We start from the raw sequence: 18,413 nt of genomic DNA, 5'->3' as shown, positions 1-18,413 counted from the left end.
GGAACGGTCACCACGGTCGTCACGACGGTCACGGTCGAACGGACGACGGTCGTCACGACGCTCGAAGGAACGACCGCCACGGTCGTCACGACGGTCGAAGGAACGGCCACCGCGGTCGCCGCCACGGTCACGGTCGAAGGAACGGCCACCACGGTCGCCGCCACGGTCACGGTCGAAGGAACGGTCACCACGGTCGTCACGACGGTCACGGTCGAACGGACGACGGTCGTCACGACGCTCGAAGGAACGACCGCCACGGTCGTCACGACGGTCACGGTCGAACGGACGACGGTCGTCACGACGCTCGAAGGAACGGCCACCACGGTCGTCACGGCGCTCGAAGCCACGGCCACCACGGTCACCGCGGTCACGGTCGAAGCCCCGGTCGCCACGGTCACGGCGCTCGTACGACGACGAAGCCGCCGGGCGCTCCTCACGCTCGGACCTGTCGACGTCCTGCGCGACCGGCTGCTCCGGCACGGACACCTCGGCCACGGCGACCGCCGCCGCCTCCTGGGCCTCGGTCACCGCGGTGTCCGGGTCCTCGCCGCGCTCGCGGGCGACCCGGGCGACCAGTCGGTCGGCCTCGTCGCGCAGCTCGGTGGCCCGGCGCTGGGCGCGCTCCAGCTCCTTGGTGAGCTGGGCGACCTCGCGCTCGGCCTGCTGCGCCGCGTTGCCCGCGGACTCGGCCTGGACCTCGGTCATCGACCGGGCACCGGTGATCTCGGCGACCTCGGGTTCGAAGGCGGCACCGCCCTGGATGATGTGACGCCCTGCGTCGACGCCCGCGTCCTCCATCAGGCGGAAGATCTGGCGCCGCTGGTGCGGCAGGGAGAGGGAGACGACGGTGCCGGTGCGGCCGGCGCGCGCCGTACGGCCGGCGCGGTGCAGGTAGTCCTTGTGGTCGCCCGCCGGGTCTACGTTCAGGACGAGGTCGATGCCGTCCACGTGGATACCGCGCGCCGCGACGTCCGTCGCGACGAGGGCGTTGACGTATCCCTCCTTGAAGTCGGCCAGCGTCCGGGTGCGCGCGCCCTGGGTCATGCCGCCGTGCAGCGCGTCGGCCTTCACGCCCGCGTCGCGCAGCTGCTCGGCGACGCGGTCGGCGCCGAGCTGGGTGCGGACGAAGATGATGGTGCGGCCCTTGCGGGAGGCGATGGCCGCGGTGACCGGCGCCTTGTCCTTGGGCTTCACGATCAGGATGTGGTGGGACATCGTCGTGACCGCGCCCTGGGCGGCGTCGACCTCGTGCGAGACCGGGTCGACCAGATAGCGCTTGACCAGCGTGGAGATCTCGTTCTCCATCGTGGCGGAGAACAGCATGCGCTGGCCGCCCGCCGGGACCTGGTCGAGCAGCTCGGTGACCTCGGGCAGGAAGCCCAGGTCGGACATCTGGTCGGCCTCGTCGAGTACGGCGATCTGGACGTCCTCGAGGGAGCATGCGCCGCGGTTGATGATGTCGCGCAGGCGGCCGGGCGTGGCGACCAGCACATCCACGCCGCGCTCCAGGGCGTAGATCTGGTTGCCCATCGAGGTGCCGCCGCAGACGACCTTCATCTTCAGGCCGAGGACGTCGCCGTACGGCTGGAGCGCGTCGGCGACCTGCATGGCCAGCTCACGGGTCGGCGTCAGGATGACGGCGCGCGGGCGCTTCTTCTCGGTGCGGCCGCCGGCCAGCGCGGTCAGGGTCGGCAGACCGAAGGAGAGGGTCTTGCCGGAGCCGGTGCGGCCACGTCCGAGGATGTCCTTGCCGGCCAGGGCGTCCGGGATGGTCGCGGCCTGGATCGGGAAGGGGGTGGTCACGCCGTTCTGCGCGAGCTTGCGCACGACGCCCTCGGGCAGGCCGAGGTCGGCGAAAGTGGTCTGGGGGGTGTCAGCGGTCTCGGTGACCGGGGTCGCGTCGTCGTTCTCGTTTTCGGACACGACGACATGATCAGTACTGGACACGGACATGCGAATGCGAAACCTTCCGGAGTCTCTTCGGCACGCGCCCGTCAACTCCGTGATTCGCAATTACGACCGCCTCTATGCGGTCAGCCACGGCAAAGGAGAGAACGCGCCACACGGCGCGCTCTGCGTTGGCGCCGGGCAAATGGGATCAAACGATCTACCACCATACGCACCCACCACCCCTCAAGGCAAACCGAGCCCATCACCCCAGGTCAGCCGCGCCCCGGACGTCTCCGGATCAGGCCGGAGCTCCCGCCATCGGGACCGGCTGCCGATGGACCAGTTGCGGTCCCGTCTCCTCGTGCGCCGAGGACGATGGTTCAGCCGTCGGCGGCTCGGGCGAAGAGGCGGGCGGGTCGGGGATCGTCGGTGTCGGCGTGGGATCGGCCGGCCCCGTGGGCGTCGGCGGCGCCTGCGTCGGAGCCGGATCGCCGGGCTTGTCGCTGTGCCCGGGCCGGGCGGGCTCCCCGGTCGCGCCTGCCGTCCCCGAGGGCGACGCCGACGCCGACGCGGACTCTCCCGGCTTCGCCTTCCCGCCCTTGCCGCGCTTGCCGTCGCCCGCCCGCTCGCCGTACCCGGCACCGGCGCCCGACACCGCCGAACCGCCGTCCGGCGCCTCACCGCCCCGCCGGCCCGCCGAGTGCGACGGCCCGGCCCGGCCGGCGTCGTCACCCACGCTCACACAGCCGGCGGCAGCAGTGACAGCCAGCACCGCGGCGGCCAGACGAACAGGTACGTACAAGGGGCGCACTGCGGCCACCTCCGAGGGCGGATGGGGAAGTCAGGCTGACCAACTCCCGTCGCCCGCAGGAGGACACGCGTGAGGCGCTCACCCGTAGCCGAGCGTGTGCAGCCGCGTGTCGTCGATCCCGAAATGGTGGGCGATTTCGTGCACCACGGTGATCTCGGTCTCCGCCACGATGTCCTCCCGCGTGTCACACATCCGCAGGGTCGGCCCCCGGTAGATCGTGATCCGGTCCGGCAGGACGCCCGCGTACCACTCGCCGCGATCGGTCAGCGGGGTCCCCTCGTACAGCCCGAGCAGCTCGGGGCCGTCGGCGGACGGTTCGTCCTCGACGAACACCGCGACGTTGTCCATCAGCCGTGTCAGCTCCGGCGGGATCCGGTCGAGCGCCTCGGCCACCAGTTCCTCGAACTCCTCGCGCGTCATCTCCAGCACGTGGCCATTGTCCGGTACGCAGCGGCCGTACGAGAGTCCTGAGCCGTCGCATATCCGTCGCCGCGCCGGGGCATACGGGACCAATGGCCCGCGTCCCAGCCGTACCCGCCGTCCTCGCCGTCCTCCTCGACCGCATACGAAGGGCATCCGGAAGCGTCCGCAAGGCCACACCCCACACCCTCCCCGCCCTCGAACTCGCCGCCCGTCCGCGCCCCTGGGCCGGCGCCCTCGGCATGACGGCGGTCGTCCTGGTCGGCGCGTGGCTCGGGCTGCTGATCGTGGGGAACGTCAAGGCGCCGGTCGGCCCGATGAACACGACGATGACCCTGCGCCCGTCCCTCACCGGCGGCACGAAGATCAACGTCTCCCCGCTGGGCGCGCTCACCCTCGACAGCCATGTCGCGCCCGTCCGCCTGGACGTCAACGTCGACCAGCTCGACCCGCTGCGCTCCCAGGCCCTGGTCGACCACCCCGAACGCCTCTCCGGGCTCCAGGACGAGGTCGCCCGGGACGTCGAGCACGGCACGCTCGACCTGGCCGTACGCTCCGGCATCGCCGTCGTCTCGGGCGCGACGGCGCTCGGCCTCGCCGTCTACCGCCGCCCGCGCCGCGCCCTCATCGCCGGCGGCCTGGCGCTGGCCCTCCTGGCGGCCTCGGGCGCGACGGCGTACGCCACCTGGAACCCCAAGTCGGTCCTGGAACCGAAGTTCTCCGGCCTGCTCTCCTCGGCGCCCTCCCTGGTCGGCAACGCCCGCAGCATCGTCACCGAATTCGACGTGTACCAGAAGGAGTTGGCGCGCCTGGTGACGAACGTGACGAAGCTGTACGACGTCACGTCCACACTCCCGGCCTACGACCCCGACCCGACCACCATCCGGGTCCTGCACGTCTCCGACATCCACCTCAACCCGGCGAGCTGGAAGATCATCGCGTCGCTGGTGAAGCAGTACGACGTGAACGTGATCGTCGACTCCGGCGACACGATGGACCACGGCACGGCGGCGGAGAACGGCTTCCTCGACCCGATCGCAGGCCTGGGCGTGCCCTACGTCTGGGTCCGCGGCAACCACGATTCGACGCTGACCCAGCGCTATCTCGCGCACATGAAGAACGTGCACGTCCTGGACGACGGTCGGGCCCAGTCGGTCGCGGGCCTGCGGTTCGCGGGCATCGGCGACCCGCAGTACACCCCCGACCGCTCGACCGTGCCGGGCGGCGACGCGGCGGAGGTACTGGCCGGGGACCGGCTGGCCTCGGCCTTGCGCGACCAGCGGGCCGCGGGCACGCCCGTGGACGTGGCGATCGCCCACGAACCGTCGGCGGCGCGCGAGACGGACGGCGCGGTGCCTCTGGTGCTCTGCGGCCATCTGCATCACGCGGGGACGGAGATGCTGCCGTACGGCACACGGCTGCGCATGGAGGGCTCGACCGGCGGAAGCGGCCTGCGCGCGGTGGAACACAAGTACCCGGCCCCCATCGAGGCCTCGATCCTCTACTTCGACCGCGACAGCCGCCGCCTCCAGGCCTGGGACGAGATCAAGCTGGGCGGCCTGGGCCTGACCACGGCCGAGGTCAGCCGCCACCTGCCCGAGGAGAACCAGCCCTGAGTCAGCGCACCTATTCGGTTTGGCCCAGATCCCGACGTCGTAGTACAGTCACGTCGTGCCCAAGGGGCGCCGGTCAGGGCTTGACCGTCCCGAACCCCGCAAGGGGCGACGGAGAAGCGGAACCTTGCAGGGGGAAGCGGAGTCACATGCTTCTCACGTCCCCGGACGCACAGACGAAGCAGAGCAGCGCCTGGTTAGTTCGCCCTCATCGTCTAGCGGCCCAGGACGCCGCCCTTTCAAGGCGGTAGCACGGGTTCGAATCCCGTTGGGGGCACGCAAGATCGTGTGCGACACTGTTGCACACAACGCTTGGTCCTGTGGAGCAGTTTGGAGTGCTCGCCACCCTGTCAAGGTGGAGGCCGCGGGTTCAAATCCCGTCAGGACCGCCGAGGTTTCCCCGGAAACCTCGTGGCTGGGTAGCTCAGTTGGTACGAGCGTCCGCCTGAAAAGCGGAAGGTCGCCGGTTCGACCCCGGCCCCAGCCACAGCCGCCCCACCAGGGCAAAACCCCCACTGGAACCATCCAGTGGGGGTTTTTCGTATCTTTCCGTATCGGCTGCGCTGCATACGAGGGGGACCCTTTGACCGAGGGAAGACGGGTCGGCGCCCTGGCGGTACTGGTCGGTGCCGCGCTCCTGGCCGGCGTCGGCTGCACCGCGGCCGGAACCGGGACGACGCACACGCACCACGGGCCCGCGGCCACCAGGAGAGCCGGCACCCGATCCACGCCTCTGCCCACAGGGCCCGCCCGCCCGATCGGCACCGCACGCCTGAGCCCGAACAAGGACCGGAAGCTCGCCGCCTGGCTGACGAAGCGGTTCGAGAGCCCCGACGACCTGCCGGGCAACGCTCCCGTACCCAGCATGGACACCATCGTCGTCGTCAGTCGACCCACCGGCCGCGACCACCCCGCTCAGGTGAGCTGGATGACCGATGCCCGGCACTTCTGCTTCGCCGTGCTCTACGAGGCGGCTTCGACCTTCACCTGCGGAGAGGTCCCGGACGGCGGTCGCGGTCCCGGCGTCGACGCGGGCCCGGAATCCCAGGGCCTGTTCGCTTCGGATCGCGGCTTCTTTCAGGCGATCCTTGTCGGCGAGAGCGGCGACTTCCGCTTCTTCCCCGAGCGGGGCCCTGCCTACACGCCCTTGCACCAGGCCTCGGCGGCCTTCGCCGACGGTACGGAGGTCACCCTCCTCGCCTACGGCACGACCAGCGCCGTATCGAAGATCGACCCCGAGATCTGCACCGCCGCCCACAGCAACTGCTTCCGTCCGTACCGTTGACCCATCGGGTGATTCAGGGGGGCGGGGAAACATGAGCCGGGACGAGGCGAGGGCGATTCGGGACACCGAGTTGGAGAAGGACCGGGCGCGGTACGGGCTGCTGGCCGTCGTCATCAGCAATCTCGCGATCGCCGGGGTCGCGATCTTCGGGGTGTGGCAGCTCGGCGGCGACAAGGCCGTGATCGTCGGCGTGCTGACCGCCGCGTTCACCGCGGTGAGCAGCATGACCACCGCCTACCTGGGCATCAAGGCCGTCTCCAACACGGCGCGGTCGATCGCCCTGGGTGATGGCATCGGAACCCGGCGCGAGCCCGCCCCGACGACGACGCCGGTGCCTCCGGCCCAGCGAGGCCAGTAGGACCGATGGGACGTGCCCGGCGCCACGGGCAAAACCCCTCGCCGACCATTTCCCCGGGGTGAGATCCTGGACGGCGTATGTCTACGCATCCCGCCCCCGCCCTGGGCACCCTCGCCTCCCGCCTGACCGAGCTGTCCCTGCGCGACGCGCACCGGCTCGGGCGCAGGCTCGAGGGCGCGCGCAAGATCCGTAAGCCCGAGGCCCGCGCCGCCGTCCTCGCCGAGATCGACACCGAGGTCGAGAAGGCCGAGGCCCGCATGGCCGCGCGGCGCGCGAACGTGCCGCCGATCAGCTACCCCGAGCAGCTGCCCGTCAGCCAGAAGAAGGACGACATCGCGGCCGCCATCCGCGATCACCAGGTCGTCATCGTCGCCGGTGAGACCGGTTCCGGTAAGACCACCCAGATTCCCAAGATCTGTATGGAACTCGGGCGCGGCGTCCGCGGCATGATCGGGCACACGCAGCCCCGCCGTATCGCCGCCCGTACCGTCGCCGAGCGTGTGGCCGAGGAGCTGAACACGCCCCTCGGGGAAGCCGTGGGCTGGAAGGTCCGCTTCACCGACCAGGTGAACCCGGACGCCACCTTCGTCAAGCTGATGACGGACGGCATCCTGCTCGCCGAGATCCAGACCGACCGCGAGCTGCGCGCCTACGACACGATCATCATCGACGAGGCCCACGAGCGGTCCCTCAACATCGACTTCCTGCTGGGATATCTGGCCCAGCTGCTGCCCAAGCGCCCCGACCTCAAGGTCGTCATCACCTCCGCGACGATCGACCCCGAGCGCTTCTCGCGGCACTTCGGCGACGCCCCGATCGTCGAGGTCAGCGGGCGGACGTATCCGGTGGAGGTGCGTTACCGGCCCCTCCTGGAGGAGGACGGCGACGACGCCGACCGGGACCAGATCACCGCGATCACCGACGCCGTCGAGGAGCTGATGGCGGAGGGCAAGGGCGACATCCTGGTCTTTCTCTCCGGTGAGCGGGAGATCCGCGACACTGCGGACGCACTGGAGAAGAAGCAATACCGCTTCGCTGAGATCCTCCCGCTCTACGCCCGGCTCTCCCACGCCGAGCAGCACCGCGTGTTCCAGCCGCACACCGGGCGCAGGATCGTTCTGGCGACCAACGTCGCGGAGACCTCCCTCACCGTCCCGGGCATCAAGTACGTCATCGACCCCGGCTTCGCCCGCATCTCCCGTTACAGCCACCGCACCAAGGTCCAGCGGCTGCCCATCGAGCCCATCTCGCAGGCCAGCGCCAACCAGCGCAAGGGCCGCTCGGGCCGTACGTCGGACGGCATCTGTATCCGCCTGTACTCCGAGGACGACTTCCTCGCCCGCCCGGAGTTCACGGACGCGGAGATCCTCCGGACGAACCTCGCCTCCGTCATCCTGCAGATGACCGCGGCCGGCCTCGGCGACATCGAGAAGTTCCCCTTCATCGACCCGCCGGACCACCGCAACATCCGCGACGGCGTGCAGCTGCTCCAGGAGCTGGGCGCGCTCGACCCGACGCAGAAGGACGCGCGCAAGCGGCTCACCGACACCGGCCGCAAGCTCGCCCAGCTGCCGGTCGACCCCCGTCTGGCCCGGATGGTCCTGGAGGCCGACAAGAACGGCTGTGCCCGCGAGGTCATGGTCATAGCGGCCGCGCTGTCCATCCAGGACCCGCGCGAGCGGCCCGCCGACAAGCAGGCCCAGGCCGACCAGCAGCACGCCCGCTTCCGGGACGAGACCAGTGACTTCCTCGCGTTCCTGAACCTCTGGCGCTACCTCCGCGAGCAGCAGAAGGAGCGCGGCTCCAGCTCCTTCCGCCGGATGTGCAAGCAGGAGTACCTGAACTTCCTGCGCATCCGCGAGTGGCAGGACATCTACACCCAGCTGCGTACGGTCGCCAAGCAGATGGGCATCCACCTCAACGAGGAGGACGCCCCCGGTGACCGCGTGCACGTGTCCCTCCTCGCCGGTCTCCTGTCCCACATCGGCATGAAGGACGTGAAGGACGGCGCTAAGAACGAGTACTTGGGGGCGCGCAACGCCAAGTTCGCGATCTTCCCGGGCTCGGCCCTGTTCAAGAAGACGCCGCGCTTCGTGATGTCCGCCGAACTGGTCGAGACGTCCCGCCTCTGGGCCCGTGTCAACGCCAAGATCGAGCCCGAGTGGGTCGAGCCGCTCGCCGGGCATCTCCTCAAGCGGACGTACAGCGAGCCGCACTGGGAGAAGGACCAGGCGGCGGTGATGGCGTACGAGAAGGTGACGCTGTACGGCGTCCCGATCATCGCCCAGCGGAAGGTGAACTACGGCCGGATCGACTCCGAGGCGAGCCGCGAGCTGTTCATCCGCAACGCGCTCGTCGAGGGGGACTGGCGCACGCACCACAAGTTCTTCGCGGACAACCGCAAGCTCCTCAGTGAGGTTGCGGAGCTTGAGCACCGCGCCCGGCGCCGGGACATCGTCGTCGACGACGAGACCCTCTTCGACTTCTACGACCAGCGGGTCCCCGAACACGTCGTCTCCGGCGCCCACTTCGACTCCTGGTGGAAGCACAAGCGGCACGAGCAGCCCGACCACCTGGACTTCGAGCGGGAGATGCTCATCCGGGAGTCGGCGGAGGCGGTCACCAAGGCCGACTATCCGGACTCCTGGCGGCAGGGACAGCTCAAGTTCCGGGTGACGTACCAGTTCGAGCCGGGCGCGGACGCGGACGGTGTGACGGTCCACATCCCGCTCCAGGTCCTGAACCAGGTCACGGACGAGGGCTTCGACTGGCAGATCCCGGGCCTCAGGGAAGAGGTCGTCACGGAGCTGATCCGCTCCCTCCCGAAGCCGATCCGCCGCAACTACGTGCCGGCGCCGAACTACGCGAAGGCGTTCCTGGAGAAGGCGGCGCCCTTGCAGGAGCCGCTGACGGTGACCATGGCCCGGGAACTGAAGCGCATGGTCGGCGTACCCTTCGAGGCGGACGACTTCGACTGGGCGAAGCTCCCCGACCATCTGAAGATCACCTTCCGGATCGTCGACGAGCGGCGCCGCAAGCTCGCCGAGGACAAGGACCTGGAGGCGCTGAAGCTCCAGCTGAAGCCGAAGGCGCGCAAGGCCCTGTCCCAGGCGGCCGCGGCGACCGCCGAACGCACCGGCGGGGAATCCCTGGAGCGCAAGGGCCTCACCGACTGGACGATCGGCGCCCTCACCCGCATCTTCGAGACCCGCCGCGCCGGTCAGCCGGTGAAGGCGTACCCGGCACTGGTCGACGACGGCGACACGGTGTCCGTACGGCTCTTCGACACGGAGGCGGAACAGGCCGAGGCGATGTGGCAGGGCACGCGCCGCCTCATCCTGCGCAGCATCCCGGTGAACCCGGCGAAGTTCGCCTCGGAGCACCTGACGAACGCGCAGAAGCTCGCCCTCTCGGCGAATCCGCACGGCTCGATCCAGGCGCTGTTCGACGACTGCGCCATGGCTGCTGCGGACAAGCTGATCGGGGACTTCGGCGGGCCGGTGTGGGACGAGGAGTCGTACCGGAAGCTGTACGACAAGGTGCGCGCGGAGATCGTCGACACGACGGTCCGTGCGGTGGGCCAGGTGCAGCAGGTGCTGGCCGCCTGGCAGGCCTGCGAACGCCGTCTGAAGGCCGTACGCAGCCCCGCGCTGCTGCCGAACCTTGCGGACGTGCGGGCGCAGCTCGACGCCCTCGTGAAGCCCGGCTTCGTGACGGAGGCGGGGATACGGCGGCTGCCCGACCTGATGCGCTACCTGGTGGCCGCGGACCGGCGGCTGCAGCAGATGCCGACGGGGGTCCAGCGCGACACGACCCGCATGGAGAAGGTCAAGGAGATGCAGGACGAGTACGCCTGGCTCCTGGAACAGCTCCCGCAGGGCCGGCCGGTGCCGCAGCAGGTGCTCGACATCCGCTGGATGCTGGAGGAGCTCAGGGTCAGCTACTTCGCGCACGCGCTGGGCACGGCGTACCCGGTGTCGGACAAGCGGATCGTGAAGGCGATCGACGCGGCGATTCCGTAACCGATCACGCACACTCGGTGAGTTCGACCAGTGGGCTCACCCTCCTGTACAGTCTCTTCTCGCAGCGCAACGCACGCTTCAGCGCCGCGAAACCTGGTCCTGTGGAGCAGTTTGGAGTGCTCGCCACCCTGTCAAGGTGGAGGCCGCGGGTTCAAATCCCGTCAGGACCGCATCGCAGTGAGGCCCGCCCAGACATGAGGCGGGCCTTTCTCATCTCCGCCCCCCAACCCGCCCGCCACCCTGCCAAGGTGGGGGCCGCGCCCGCGGCGGAGCCGCAATCAGACACAGCAAATCCCGCCAGGACCGCAACGAAGTGAGGCCCGCCCAGACATGAGGCGGGCCTTTCTCATCTCCGCCCCCCAACCCGCCCGCCACCCTGCCAAGGTGGAGGCCGCGCCCGCGGCGGAGCCGCAATCAGACACAGCAAATCCCGCCAGGACCGCAACGAAGTCAGGCCCGCCCAGACATCAGGCGGGCCTTCCTCATGTGTCCGCTCCCTTGATGCCGCCCCGCATCATCCAGCCCGTCCTGCGTTTGAGGACGAGGCCGTTCAGGCCGAAGCGGGGGTCTAAGGGCGGCAGCCCCAGTCGGCGGAACCCTCGACCTTGACGCCGTCACATTCCCCCGGTACCCACAAAGCAGGGCCCGTTCCCGTGCGGGTCGGCGGAGGTGGCGTATGGCGGCTTCGGCGTCCGCATCGGCCAGGCACGAGACCCGCGCGCTGCTCCGGGCGCATCTGTCGGCCGCCACGTCCTACCGGCACCTGACCCGCCACTGCCCCATCTGCCACCGCCTCCTGCGCCTGGCCCTGGCCTCCACCCCGCAGGCCGTCCAGCCCCCGCAGGACGCCGTCGAGGACGAGGAGCCCCTCCCCGGTATGACCATCGGCGCCACCCAACAGCCGCCCCGCGATGGGACGGTGGAACGTATGCCTCCTCTAGCGCACACAGACGGGCCGCAACAAGTTCCCCGTCATGTGACGGGTGTCACCGGATGAGTTTCTGAAAGGTCCACACTTACCACCGTCCTACAACTGGTCGATTTAATATGTGCAATTGCACCGCTCTCAGGGCCCATCAACAGCCGATCCGACACCCCTCCCCAGACTGCGACAAGCCCGCTCACAGAGCCCCCACCCCACGGCCGCCAGCGCACAAAAAAGATCGCGCTGGACTCGGCGGAGTCCAGCGCGATCTACGACGCACCCTGTGTCGCTGCCTGGAAAGTTCTTGTCGGCTTGGGCGTGGGTCCTGTTGGGGCAGGTCCCGCGTCGCTTGGAGCTAGGGTTCCGGGCACCTCGGCGGGTTGGGGGACCAGCCGCTTTGTCCGGTTATGGAGTTGTTCAGGCCTCGCTGCGCTGTTGCGGGATACCCGCGAGCAGTGCGCGGACTTCGGCCTCGCGGTAGCGGCGGTGCCCGCCGAGCGTACGGATCGATGTGAGCTTGCCGGCCTTCGCCCACCGCGTGACCGTCTTCGGGTCCACGCGGAACATCGTGGCGACCTCAGCCGGGGTCAGCAGCGGCTCGGCATCAGGGGTGCGAGCGGTCATGAGCGGCCTCCTCGGGAGAACCGAACCTTCTCGGTTCTTTCCTCTAAATTCTGCACCTTGACCCGCGTTGCCCGAAATGGCGGACGCGAGTCGAGTCGGTTATAGGACGAACGGCTTGTCCTCGGCACTACAACTACACCATCTGTCCAGCCGCGTCGGCCAAACCGATGGAATTGCCCTCCCAGGTGTTCATCACCGACGGAAGACGATGGACCATGCCATAGCGGACAGTCACGCCACTGTGACGATCAGTCACAGTGGCGATCAGGAGTCTCAGACCCCCCTAAAGCGCGCAATGCAGAGTCCTTCCCGGACTCCTTGTCCTATTTTGGCATGGGGAGTGGCATCAGAGGCAAGAGCCGCGTAAGTGCGGTCCGTCACCCTTGACTCAAACGCCCGGATCGGGATCAACGTCCCGTCAGGTCAGGGAAGTGCGGTCGACCGTACGCGGTTACGCACCGTTTCAGCCGTGACGTACGTCACACCAGCATCGTTTGTCGGGCCGTCAGTTCGCCGAGCGCAGGTCGCGGATCGCGCGCCACCGCTCCACGAGCCGCCCGTACGCCTCTCCCGCAGCCGCCCCGTCGCCCCGGCGCAGCGCGTCGATGCCCTCGGCCACGTCGGCCGCCGAGTGGTCGCCCTCCAGTTCGCCGGCCGGGACCACGTGCACCAGACCGCCGTAGTCCAACTCGACCAGCGAGCGCGGATGGAATTCCTCCAGCCATCGCCCCACGTCCACCAGGCCGTCGATCAGCGGCCCTTCGTCGATGGCTTCCTTGAGCGTGCGCAGTCCGCGGGCCACGCGCCGGCGGGCCTGGACCATGGGGGTGCGGTAGCGCAGCAACGGCGGTTCTGCACCCGGGCCCGCGGAGCCCTTCACATGCTCCCGTTCCTCGTCGGAGACCAGCACGAACCAGTTCAGCGGAACCTGCCAGGTCGCCGTGCGGATCCAGGGCCGGGCATCGGGGTTGCGGACGAGCCAGCGCTCGTAGTCCTGGGTGGCCTGGCGGCGCACGACCGGCGGCAGCACGGCGTCGAGAAGCGTCGGCGCGAACTCCTCGGCGAGATCGCCCAGCGCCTGCCAGCCGCGCAGTCGGGTGCGCCAGGGACAGACGCACACCACGCCGTCGACGTCCAGCACGAAGGCTTCGCTGCTCTCGTGCACCGGCACGGGCACCGGCGGGGTGGGCAGCAGGTCGGCCAGCGAGCGGCGGAGTTCGTCCTGGTAGGAGGGGCGGCCGGGGCGGCGGGCGTAGCGGGCCCAGTGGCCGCGCTCCGGCTCCGGGAAGGCGGCCAGCGGCTCGTACACGCGCAGATACGTCGTGTAGGGGACGATCACCGAGGACACCTTGGGCACGCCTGCTCCCTCCCCACCGGACTTGGCTCGAAACCCGCACGGAGCCCGTACGAGCCGTACTCGAACGGACGGGAAACCACTGCAAATCGTGCCACGGTCATGCGTGCATGGACGCTGTCTGGGGGTGATCCTGAACACTGCGCGGATGGTGGCCGGGCACAGGCTCTACGCTCATGCCACGGCGTCCCGCCACCCGCACGGGAGCCCGTCTCCACCCGCCGCTATTTACCCAGGAGTCACCACCGTGACCGACGTAACCGGCGCACCAGCTGATGTCCTGCACACCCTGTTCCACTCGGACCAGGGAGGCCATGAGCAGGTCGTGCTCTGCCAGGACCGCGCCAGCGGCCTCAAGGCCGTCATCGCCATCCACTCCACCGCACTGGGCCCCGCGCTCGGCGGCACCCGCTTCTACCCCTACGCCACCGAGCGCGAGGCCGTCGCCGACGCCCTCAACCTCGCGCGCGGCATGTCGTACAAGAACGCCATGGCCGGTCTCGACCACGGCGGCGGCAAGGCCGTGATCATCGGCGACCCGGAGCGGGACAAGACCGAGGAGCTGCTGCTCGCCTACGGGCGGATGGTGGCCTCGCTCGGCGGGCGGTACGTCACCGCGTGCGACGTCGGCACGTACGTCGCCGACATGGACGTCGTCGCGCGCGAGTGCCGCTGGACGACGGGCCGCTCCCCGGAGAACGGCGGCGCGGGAGACTCCTCCGTGCTCACCGCCTTCGGTGTGTACCAGGGCATGCGCGCCTCCGCCCAGCACCTGTGGGGCGACCCCTCGCTGCGCGGCCGCAAGGTCGGCATCGCGGGCGTCGGCAAGGTCGGCCACCACCTGGTGGAGCACCTGCTGGCCGAGGGCGCCGAGGTGGTGATCACGGACGTACGGCAGGACGCCGTGGCGCGCATCGCCGACAAGCACCCGGAGGTGGGCGTCGTCGCCGACACCGACGCACTCATCCGCGTCGAGGGTCTCGACATCTACGCGCCCTGCGCGCTCGGCGGCGCCCTGAACGACGACAGCGTGCCGGTGCTGACCGCCACGGTGGTGTGCGGCGCGGCCAACAACCAGCTCGCCCACCCGGGTGTGGAGAAGGACCTCGCCGACCGCGGGATCCTCTACGCCCCGGACTACGTGGTGAACGCCGGCGGTGTCATCCAGGTCGCCGACGAGCTGCACGGGTTCGACTTCGAGCGGTGCAAGGCCAAGGCGGCGAAGATCTTCGACACCACCCTGACCATCTTCGCGCGTGCGAAGGACGACGGGATTCCGCCGGCCGCTGCGGCCGACCGGATCGCCGAGCAGCGGATGTATGAGGCCGCCTCCGCGCGCGGACGCTGAGGTTCCAGGGGATCGAGCCGGTACCCGCCGAGGGACAGTTGGAGAGAACTCTCACGTTCGTCGGCGGGTCGCCCGCCAAGAAGTGGTTAAAATCGCTGTTGACCAGCGGGGACGGGGCGCCCCGCAGGTTCCCGGGCGACGCGCGTCCTGCGGGCGGCGTACCGTATGGGCGCGGGCTCAGGTACCGTGGAAGCCCTACGGACCGGTCTCTCCACGGAGAGCCCGTTCCAGATCATGAACGCGTGTCAAGACTCTGGGGCCGTCGAGCCCCGTCACCGAGGGGGTCGAGCCATGGGGCGCGGCCGGGCCAAGGCCAAGCAGACGAAGGTCGCCCGCCAGCTGAAGTACAACAGCGGCGGGACTGACCTGTCGCGTCTGGCCAGCGAGCTGGGCGCTTCGACTTCGAGCCAGCCGCCGAACGGCGAGCCGTTCGAGGACGACGAAGACGACGACGACCCGTACGCCCAGTACGCGGATCTCTATAACGACGACGACGAGGACGACGAGGACGACGAGTCCGGTCCGGCCTCTCATCGTCGCGGTGCTTGACGACCTAGTTGTCTTGACCCGGTCCAGTGCGGTTACCACCGCCGGACCGGGTCTTGCGCTGCCCGGTGAGCGTCAGGCGGCGTAGTCGCCCACCAGCTCCGCGCCGGTGTCCTTGTCGCCGCGCTCGGTGATCTCGCCCGCGACCCAGGCCTCGACCCCGCGGTCCGCCAGCGTCGCCAGCGCGACGTCCGCCGACTCCTCCGGGACGATGGCCATCATGCCGACGCCCATGTTGAGGGTCTTCTCCAGTTCGAGGCGCTCGACGTCGCCGGTCCGGCCGACGAGGTCGAAGACGGGACCCGGGGTCCAGGTGGAGCGGTCGACGATCGCGTGCAGTCCGTCCGGGATCACCCGGGCCAGGTTGGCCGCGAGTCCGCCGCCCGTGATGTGGCTGAAGGCGTGCACCTCGGCGGTGCGGGTGAGGGCCAGGCAGTCCAGCGAGTAGATCTTGGTGGGTTCGAGCAGCTCCTCGCCGAGCGTGTGGCCGAAGTCCTCGATCCGCGCGTCGAGCGAGAGGCCCGCCCGGTTCAGCAGAACGTGCCGGACCAGGGAGTACCCGTTCGAGTGAAGCCCGGAGGACGCCATGGCGATCACTGCGTCACCCGTACGGATACGATCCGCGCCGAGCAGGCGGTCGGCCTCCACGACGCCCGTACCGGCGCCGGCGACGTCGAAGTCGTCCTCGCCGAGCAGACCCGGGTGCTCGGCCGTCTCACCGCCCACCAGGGCGCAGCCGGCCAGCACACAGCCCTCCGCGATGCCCTTCACAATGGCGGCCACGCGCTCGGGGTGGACCTTGCCGACGCAGATGTAGTCGGTCATGAACAGCGGCTCGGCGCCGCACACCACGATGTCGTCCATGACCATGGCGACCAGGTCGTGTCCGATGGTGTCGTAGACGCCCAGCTGCCGGGCGATGTCGACCTTGGTGCCGACGCCGTCCGTGGCGGAGGCCAGCAGCGGGCGCTCGAAGCGCTTGAGGGCGGAGGCGTCGAAGAGCCCGGCGAAGCCGCCGAGGCCGCCGAGGACCTCGGGGCGCTGCGTCTTCTTCACCCACTCCTTCATCAGCTCGACGGCGCGGTCGCCCGCCTCGATGTCGACGCCGGCCGCCGCGTAGGAAGCACCGGACACAGCGGATGTCTCAGACATTGCCTGGGATCTTTCGGGTTGGTGATACGGGGCTCACGGGCGACGGATCGCGTCGGTGGCCGCTGTGGCAGCGGGACCCGCGGCCAACTCGGTCTCCAGGAGCTGCTTACCGAGCAGCTCGGGGTCCGGGAGCTCCATCGGGTACTCGCCGTCGAAGCAGGCGCGGCAGAGGTTCGGCTTGGCGATGGTGGTCGCCTCGATCATGCCGTCGATGGAGATGTACGCCAGCGAGTCGGCGCCGAGCGAGGTGCCGATCTCGTCGACGGTCATGCCGTTGGCGATGAGCTCGGCGCGGGTGGCGAAGTCGATGCCGAAGAAACACGGCCACTTCACGGGCGGGGAGGAGATCCGGATGTGGACCTCGGCGGCGCCGGCCTCGCGCAGCATGCGGACCAGGGCCCGCTGGGTGTTGCCGCGCACGATGGAGTCGTCGACGACGACCAGGCGCTTGCCCTTGATGACTTCCTTGAGCGGGTTCAGCTTCAGGCGGATGCCGAGCTGACGGATGGTCTGCGAGGGCTGGATGAAGGTGCGGCCGACGTAGGCGTTCTTCACCAGACCGGCGCCGAAGGGAATGCCGCTCGCTTCGGCGTAGCCGATGGCGGCCGGGGTGCCGGACTCCGGCGTCGCTATGACCAGGTCGGCGTCGACGGGCGCTTCCTTGGCGAGGCGGCGACCCATCTCGACGCGGGACAGATAGACGTTCCGGCCGGCGATGTCGGTGTCGGGGCGGGCCAGGTACACGTACTCGAAGACACAGCCCTTGGGCTTCGCTTCCGCGAATCGGGACGTACGCAGACCGTTCTCGTCGATCGCCACGAACTCGCCCGGCTCTATCTCACGGACGAAGCTGGCGCCGCAGATGTCGAGGGCGGCGCTCTCGGAGGCGACGACCCAGCCGCGCTCGAGGCGGCCGAGGACCAGCGGGCGGATGCCCTGCGGGTCGCGGGCGGCGTACAGGGTGTGCTCGTTCATGAAGACGAGCGAGAAGGCGCCCTTGACCTTGGGGAGGACCGTGTGTGCGGCCTCCTCGACGGTCAGCGGCTTGCCGTCCTCGTCGACCTGGGCCGCGAGCAGCGCGGTGAGCAGGTCGGTGTCGTTGGTGGCAGCGACCCGGGTGGAGCGGCCGTTGGTGTCCTTCGGAAGGTCGGCGACCATCTCGGCGAGCTGCGCCGTGTTGACCAGGTTGCCGTTGTGGCCGAGCGCGATGGAGCCGTGCGCGGTGGCACGGAATGTCGGCTGGGCGTTCTCCCACACGGAGGCACCGGTGGTCGAGTAGCGGGCGTGACCGACCGCGATATGACCCTGGAGCGAACCGAGAGAGGTCTCGTCGAAGACCTGGGACACGAGGCCCATGTCCTTGAAGACCAGGATCTGGGAGCCGTTGCTGACCGCGATCCCCGCGGATTCCTGACCCCGGTGCTGGAGGGCGTAGAGCCCGAAGTACGTGAGCTTTGCGACCTCTTCGCCCGGAGCCCAGACACCGAAGACGCCACACGCGTCCTGGGGGCCTTTCTCACCGGGGAGCAGATCGTGATTGAGTCGACCGTCACCACGTGGCACGGCACCGAGTGTAGGCGAGATCGACCACAGGTCCGAATGGGGCTCTGCGCCGAAGATACGCGTTCGTCATCGGTCACGGTCCGGCGACGGCGGTCACCCTCTCGCCGTTTGCGCTGGTCAGCGTGAGGGTGCGGTGATCGATGCGGTATTTGACGGTGCCGCCGAAGAGGCGCAGCAGCCTCTTTTCCGTATGCATGAGTGAGGCGTCGCACATCATCCTGGTGGTGGCGGCAGTGCCCAGGGCGATACGGGCGTCGCGCACCGCGGCGCTCGCGGTGACCAGATTGCAGCCCAGACGGCCGGTGACCTTGCCGGTCCTCTGGTCGAAGAGCAGGTGGGCCCGCCCGTTGGCACTGGGTGCCGTGACGGTCCACTCGGTCCCGTGGAGCGGGACGTCGCCGAGCTGTGCCCCGCAGGCCACCGCCAGAGGGAGCAGGGCCGCGGTGAGGGTCAGTCGCGTGCGATGCCCGTCCATGCCGGTTCGACGGGGCACCCGGGGCGG

The 18,413-nt window shown here is 69.5% G+C and carries 15 protein-coding genes and 4 tRNA genes; 11 read left to right on the top strand and 8 right to left on the bottom strand.

Translation table 11 applies throughout. The annotated features are described in order from the left end of the window. The 3 genes from ACFYXB_RS30205 to ACFYXB_RS30195 form a co-directional block, all read right to left on the bottom strand. Positions 1–1,953, bottom strand: a 1,953-nt coding sequence (locus tag ACFYXB_RS30205) for a DEAD/DEAH box helicase (RefSeq protein WP_389587667.1), incomplete at its 3' end; no start/stop codon positions are given. A 235-nt stretch (positions 1,954–2,188) separates the two neighbouring features. Then, positions 2,189–2,701: a hypothetical protein gene (locus ACFYXB_RS30200; RefSeq protein WP_389587666.1), complete on the bottom strand. Its 513-nt coding sequence runs from the start codon at positions 2,699–2,701 to the stop codon at positions 2,189–2,191. Between the two features lie 78 nt (positions 2,702–2,779). After that, on the bottom strand, positions 2,780–3,130 hold the full coding sequence (locus tag ACFYXB_RS30195) for a metallopeptidase family protein (protein ID WP_389587664.1): 351 nt from the start codon (positions 3,128–3,130) through the stop codon (positions 2,780–2,782). Between the two features lie 83 nt (positions 3,131–3,213). Here ACFYXB_RS30195 and ACFYXB_RS30190 point away from each other — a divergent pair, with 83 nt between their 5' ends. The 9 genes from ACFYXB_RS30190 (at position 3,214) to ACFYXB_RS30150 (ending at position 11,396) form a co-directional block, all read left to right on the top strand. Further along, the gene (locus ACFYXB_RS30190; RefSeq protein ID WP_389587662.1) at positions 3,214–4,737 is read left to right on the top strand and encodes a metallophosphoesterase; all 1,524 of its coding nucleotides are present in this window, start codon (positions 3,214–3,216) and stop codon (positions 4,735–4,737) included. 201 nt (positions 4,738–4,938) lie between these two features. Further along, positions 4,939–5,011 (top strand) — tRNA-Glu (locus tag ACFYXB_RS30185). Positions 5,012–5,048: 37 nt separating this feature from the next. Next, a tRNA-Asp gene (locus tag ACFYXB_RS30180) sits at positions 5,049–5,123 on the top strand. Between the two features lie 24 nt (positions 5,124–5,147). Further along, positions 5,148–5,221: transfer RNA gene (locus ACFYXB_RS30175), tRNA-Phe, on the top strand. Between the two features lie 96 nt (positions 5,222–5,317). Further along, on the top strand, positions 5,318–6,019 hold the full coding sequence (locus ACFYXB_RS30170; protein WP_389587660.1) for a hypothetical protein: 702 nt from the start codon (positions 5,318–5,320) through the stop codon (positions 6,017–6,019). 31 nt (positions 6,020–6,050) lie between these two features. Then, entirely contained in the window at positions 6,051–6,377 is a 327-nt protein-coding gene (locus ACFYXB_RS30165) for a hypothetical protein (RefSeq protein WP_351353747.1), read from the top strand. A gap of 77 nt (positions 6,378–6,454) precedes the next feature. Then, positions 6,455–10,399 (top strand): ATP-dependent RNA helicase HrpA, encoded by a 3,945-nt coding sequence (gene hrpA / locus ACFYXB_RS30160; RefSeq protein WP_389587658.1) that lies wholly within the window; start codon positions 6,455–6,457, stop codon positions 10,397–10,399. A 95-nt stretch (positions 10,400–10,494) separates the two neighbouring features. Then, positions 10,495–10,569: transfer RNA gene (locus tag ACFYXB_RS30155), tRNA-Asp, on the top strand. Between the two features lie 506 nt (positions 10,570–11,075). Continuing rightward, positions 11,076–11,396, top strand: a complete 321-nt coding sequence (locus tag ACFYXB_RS30150; RefSeq protein ID WP_388501034.1) for a DUF6274 family protein — start codon at positions 11,076–11,078, stop codon at positions 11,394–11,396. A 345-nt stretch (positions 11,397–11,741) separates the two neighbouring features. Here the strand turns inward: ACFYXB_RS30150 and bldC are convergent, their stop codons facing one another. Together bldC and ACFYXB_RS30140 are read right to left on the bottom strand one after the other, a co-directional pair. Further along, a complete protein-coding gene (gene bldC / locus ACFYXB_RS30145) occupies positions 11,742–11,948 on the bottom strand; it encodes a developmental transcriptional regulator BldC (RefSeq protein ID WP_003949541.1) in 207 nt (68 codons plus the stop codon). Between the two features lie 505 nt (positions 11,949–12,453). After that, positions 12,454–13,305: a hypothetical protein gene (locus ACFYXB_RS30140; protein ID WP_389587656.1), complete on the bottom strand. Its 852-nt coding sequence runs from the start codon at positions 13,303–13,305 to the stop codon at positions 12,454–12,456. 244 nt (positions 13,306–13,549) lie between these two features. Between ACFYXB_RS30140 and ACFYXB_RS30135 the strand changes: the two genes are divergently transcribed. Then, positions 13,550–14,650 carry a Leu/Phe/Val dehydrogenase gene (locus ACFYXB_RS30135; protein WP_389587654.1) on the top strand — a complete coding sequence of 367 codons (1,101 nt, stop codon included), beginning with the start codon at positions 13,550–13,552 and terminating at the stop codon, positions 14,648–14,650. Between the two features lie 291 nt (positions 14,651–14,941). Continuing rightward, complete coding sequence (locus ACFYXB_RS30130; protein WP_351353759.1) at positions 14,942–15,199, top strand: DUF3073 domain-containing protein; 258 nt, start codon at positions 14,942–14,944, stop codon at positions 15,197–15,199. 72 nt (positions 15,200–15,271) lie between these two features. Here ACFYXB_RS30130 and purM read toward each other — a convergent pair whose 3' ends face one another. The 3 genes from purM to ACFYXB_RS30115 form a co-directional block, all read right to left on the bottom strand. Further along, positions 15,272–16,348, bottom strand: coding sequence for a phosphoribosylformylglycinamidine cyclo-ligase (gene purM / locus ACFYXB_RS30125; protein ID WP_351353762.1), 1,077 nt, complete (start codon positions 16,346–16,348; stop codon positions 15,272–15,274). A gap of 33 nt (positions 16,349–16,381) precedes the next feature. Continuing rightward, positions 16,382–17,911: an amidophosphoribosyltransferase gene (gene purF / locus ACFYXB_RS30120; RefSeq protein ID WP_389587652.1), complete on the bottom strand. Its 1,530-nt coding sequence runs from the start codon at positions 17,909–17,911 to the stop codon at positions 16,382–16,384. A 73-nt stretch (positions 17,912–17,984) separates the two neighbouring features. Beyond that, complete coding sequence (locus ACFYXB_RS30115; RefSeq protein ID WP_389587650.1) at positions 17,985–18,404, bottom strand: META domain-containing protein; 420 nt, start codon at positions 18,402–18,404, stop codon at positions 17,985–17,987. Positions 18,405–18,413 lie beyond the last annotated feature (9 nt).

The organism is Streptomyces sp. NPDC002619 (assembly GCF_042889305.1).
Taxonomy (GTDB): Bacteria; Actinomycetota; Actinomycetes; order Streptomycetales; family Streptomycetaceae; genus Streptomyces.
The sequence above is the reverse complement of the archived record's forward strand: the minus strand, read 5'-3'. Positions and strand labels throughout refer to the sequence as shown.

Coding starts and splice junctions, on each gene's coding strand:
- ACFYXB_RS30190 (WP_389587662.1), top strand. CDS start 3,214: ATGGCCCGCGTCCCAGCCGTACCCGCCGTCCTCGCCGTCCTCCTCGAC.
- ACFYXB_RS30165 (WP_351353747.1), top strand. CDS start 6,051: ATGAGCCGGGACGAGGCGAGGGCGATTCGGGACACCGAGTTGGAGAAG.
- hrpA (WP_389587658.1), top strand. CDS start 6,455: ATGTCTACGCATCCCGCCCCCGCCCTGGGCACCCTCGCCTCCCGCCTG.
- ACFYXB_RS30150 (WP_388501034.1), top strand. CDS start 11,076: ATGGCGGCTTCGGCGTCCGCATCGGCCAGGCACGAGACCCGCGCGCTG.
- bldC (WP_003949541.1), bottom strand. CDS start 11,948: ATGACCGCTCGCACCCCTGATGCCGAGCCGCTGCTGACCCCGGCTGAG.
- ACFYXB_RS30130 (WP_351353759.1), top strand. CDS start 14,942: ATGGGGCGCGGCCGGGCCAAGGCCAAGCAGACGAAGGTCGCCCGCCAG.
- purM (WP_351353762.1), bottom strand. CDS start 16,348: ATGTCTGAGACATCCGCTGTGTCCGGTGCTTCCTACGCGGCGGCCGGC.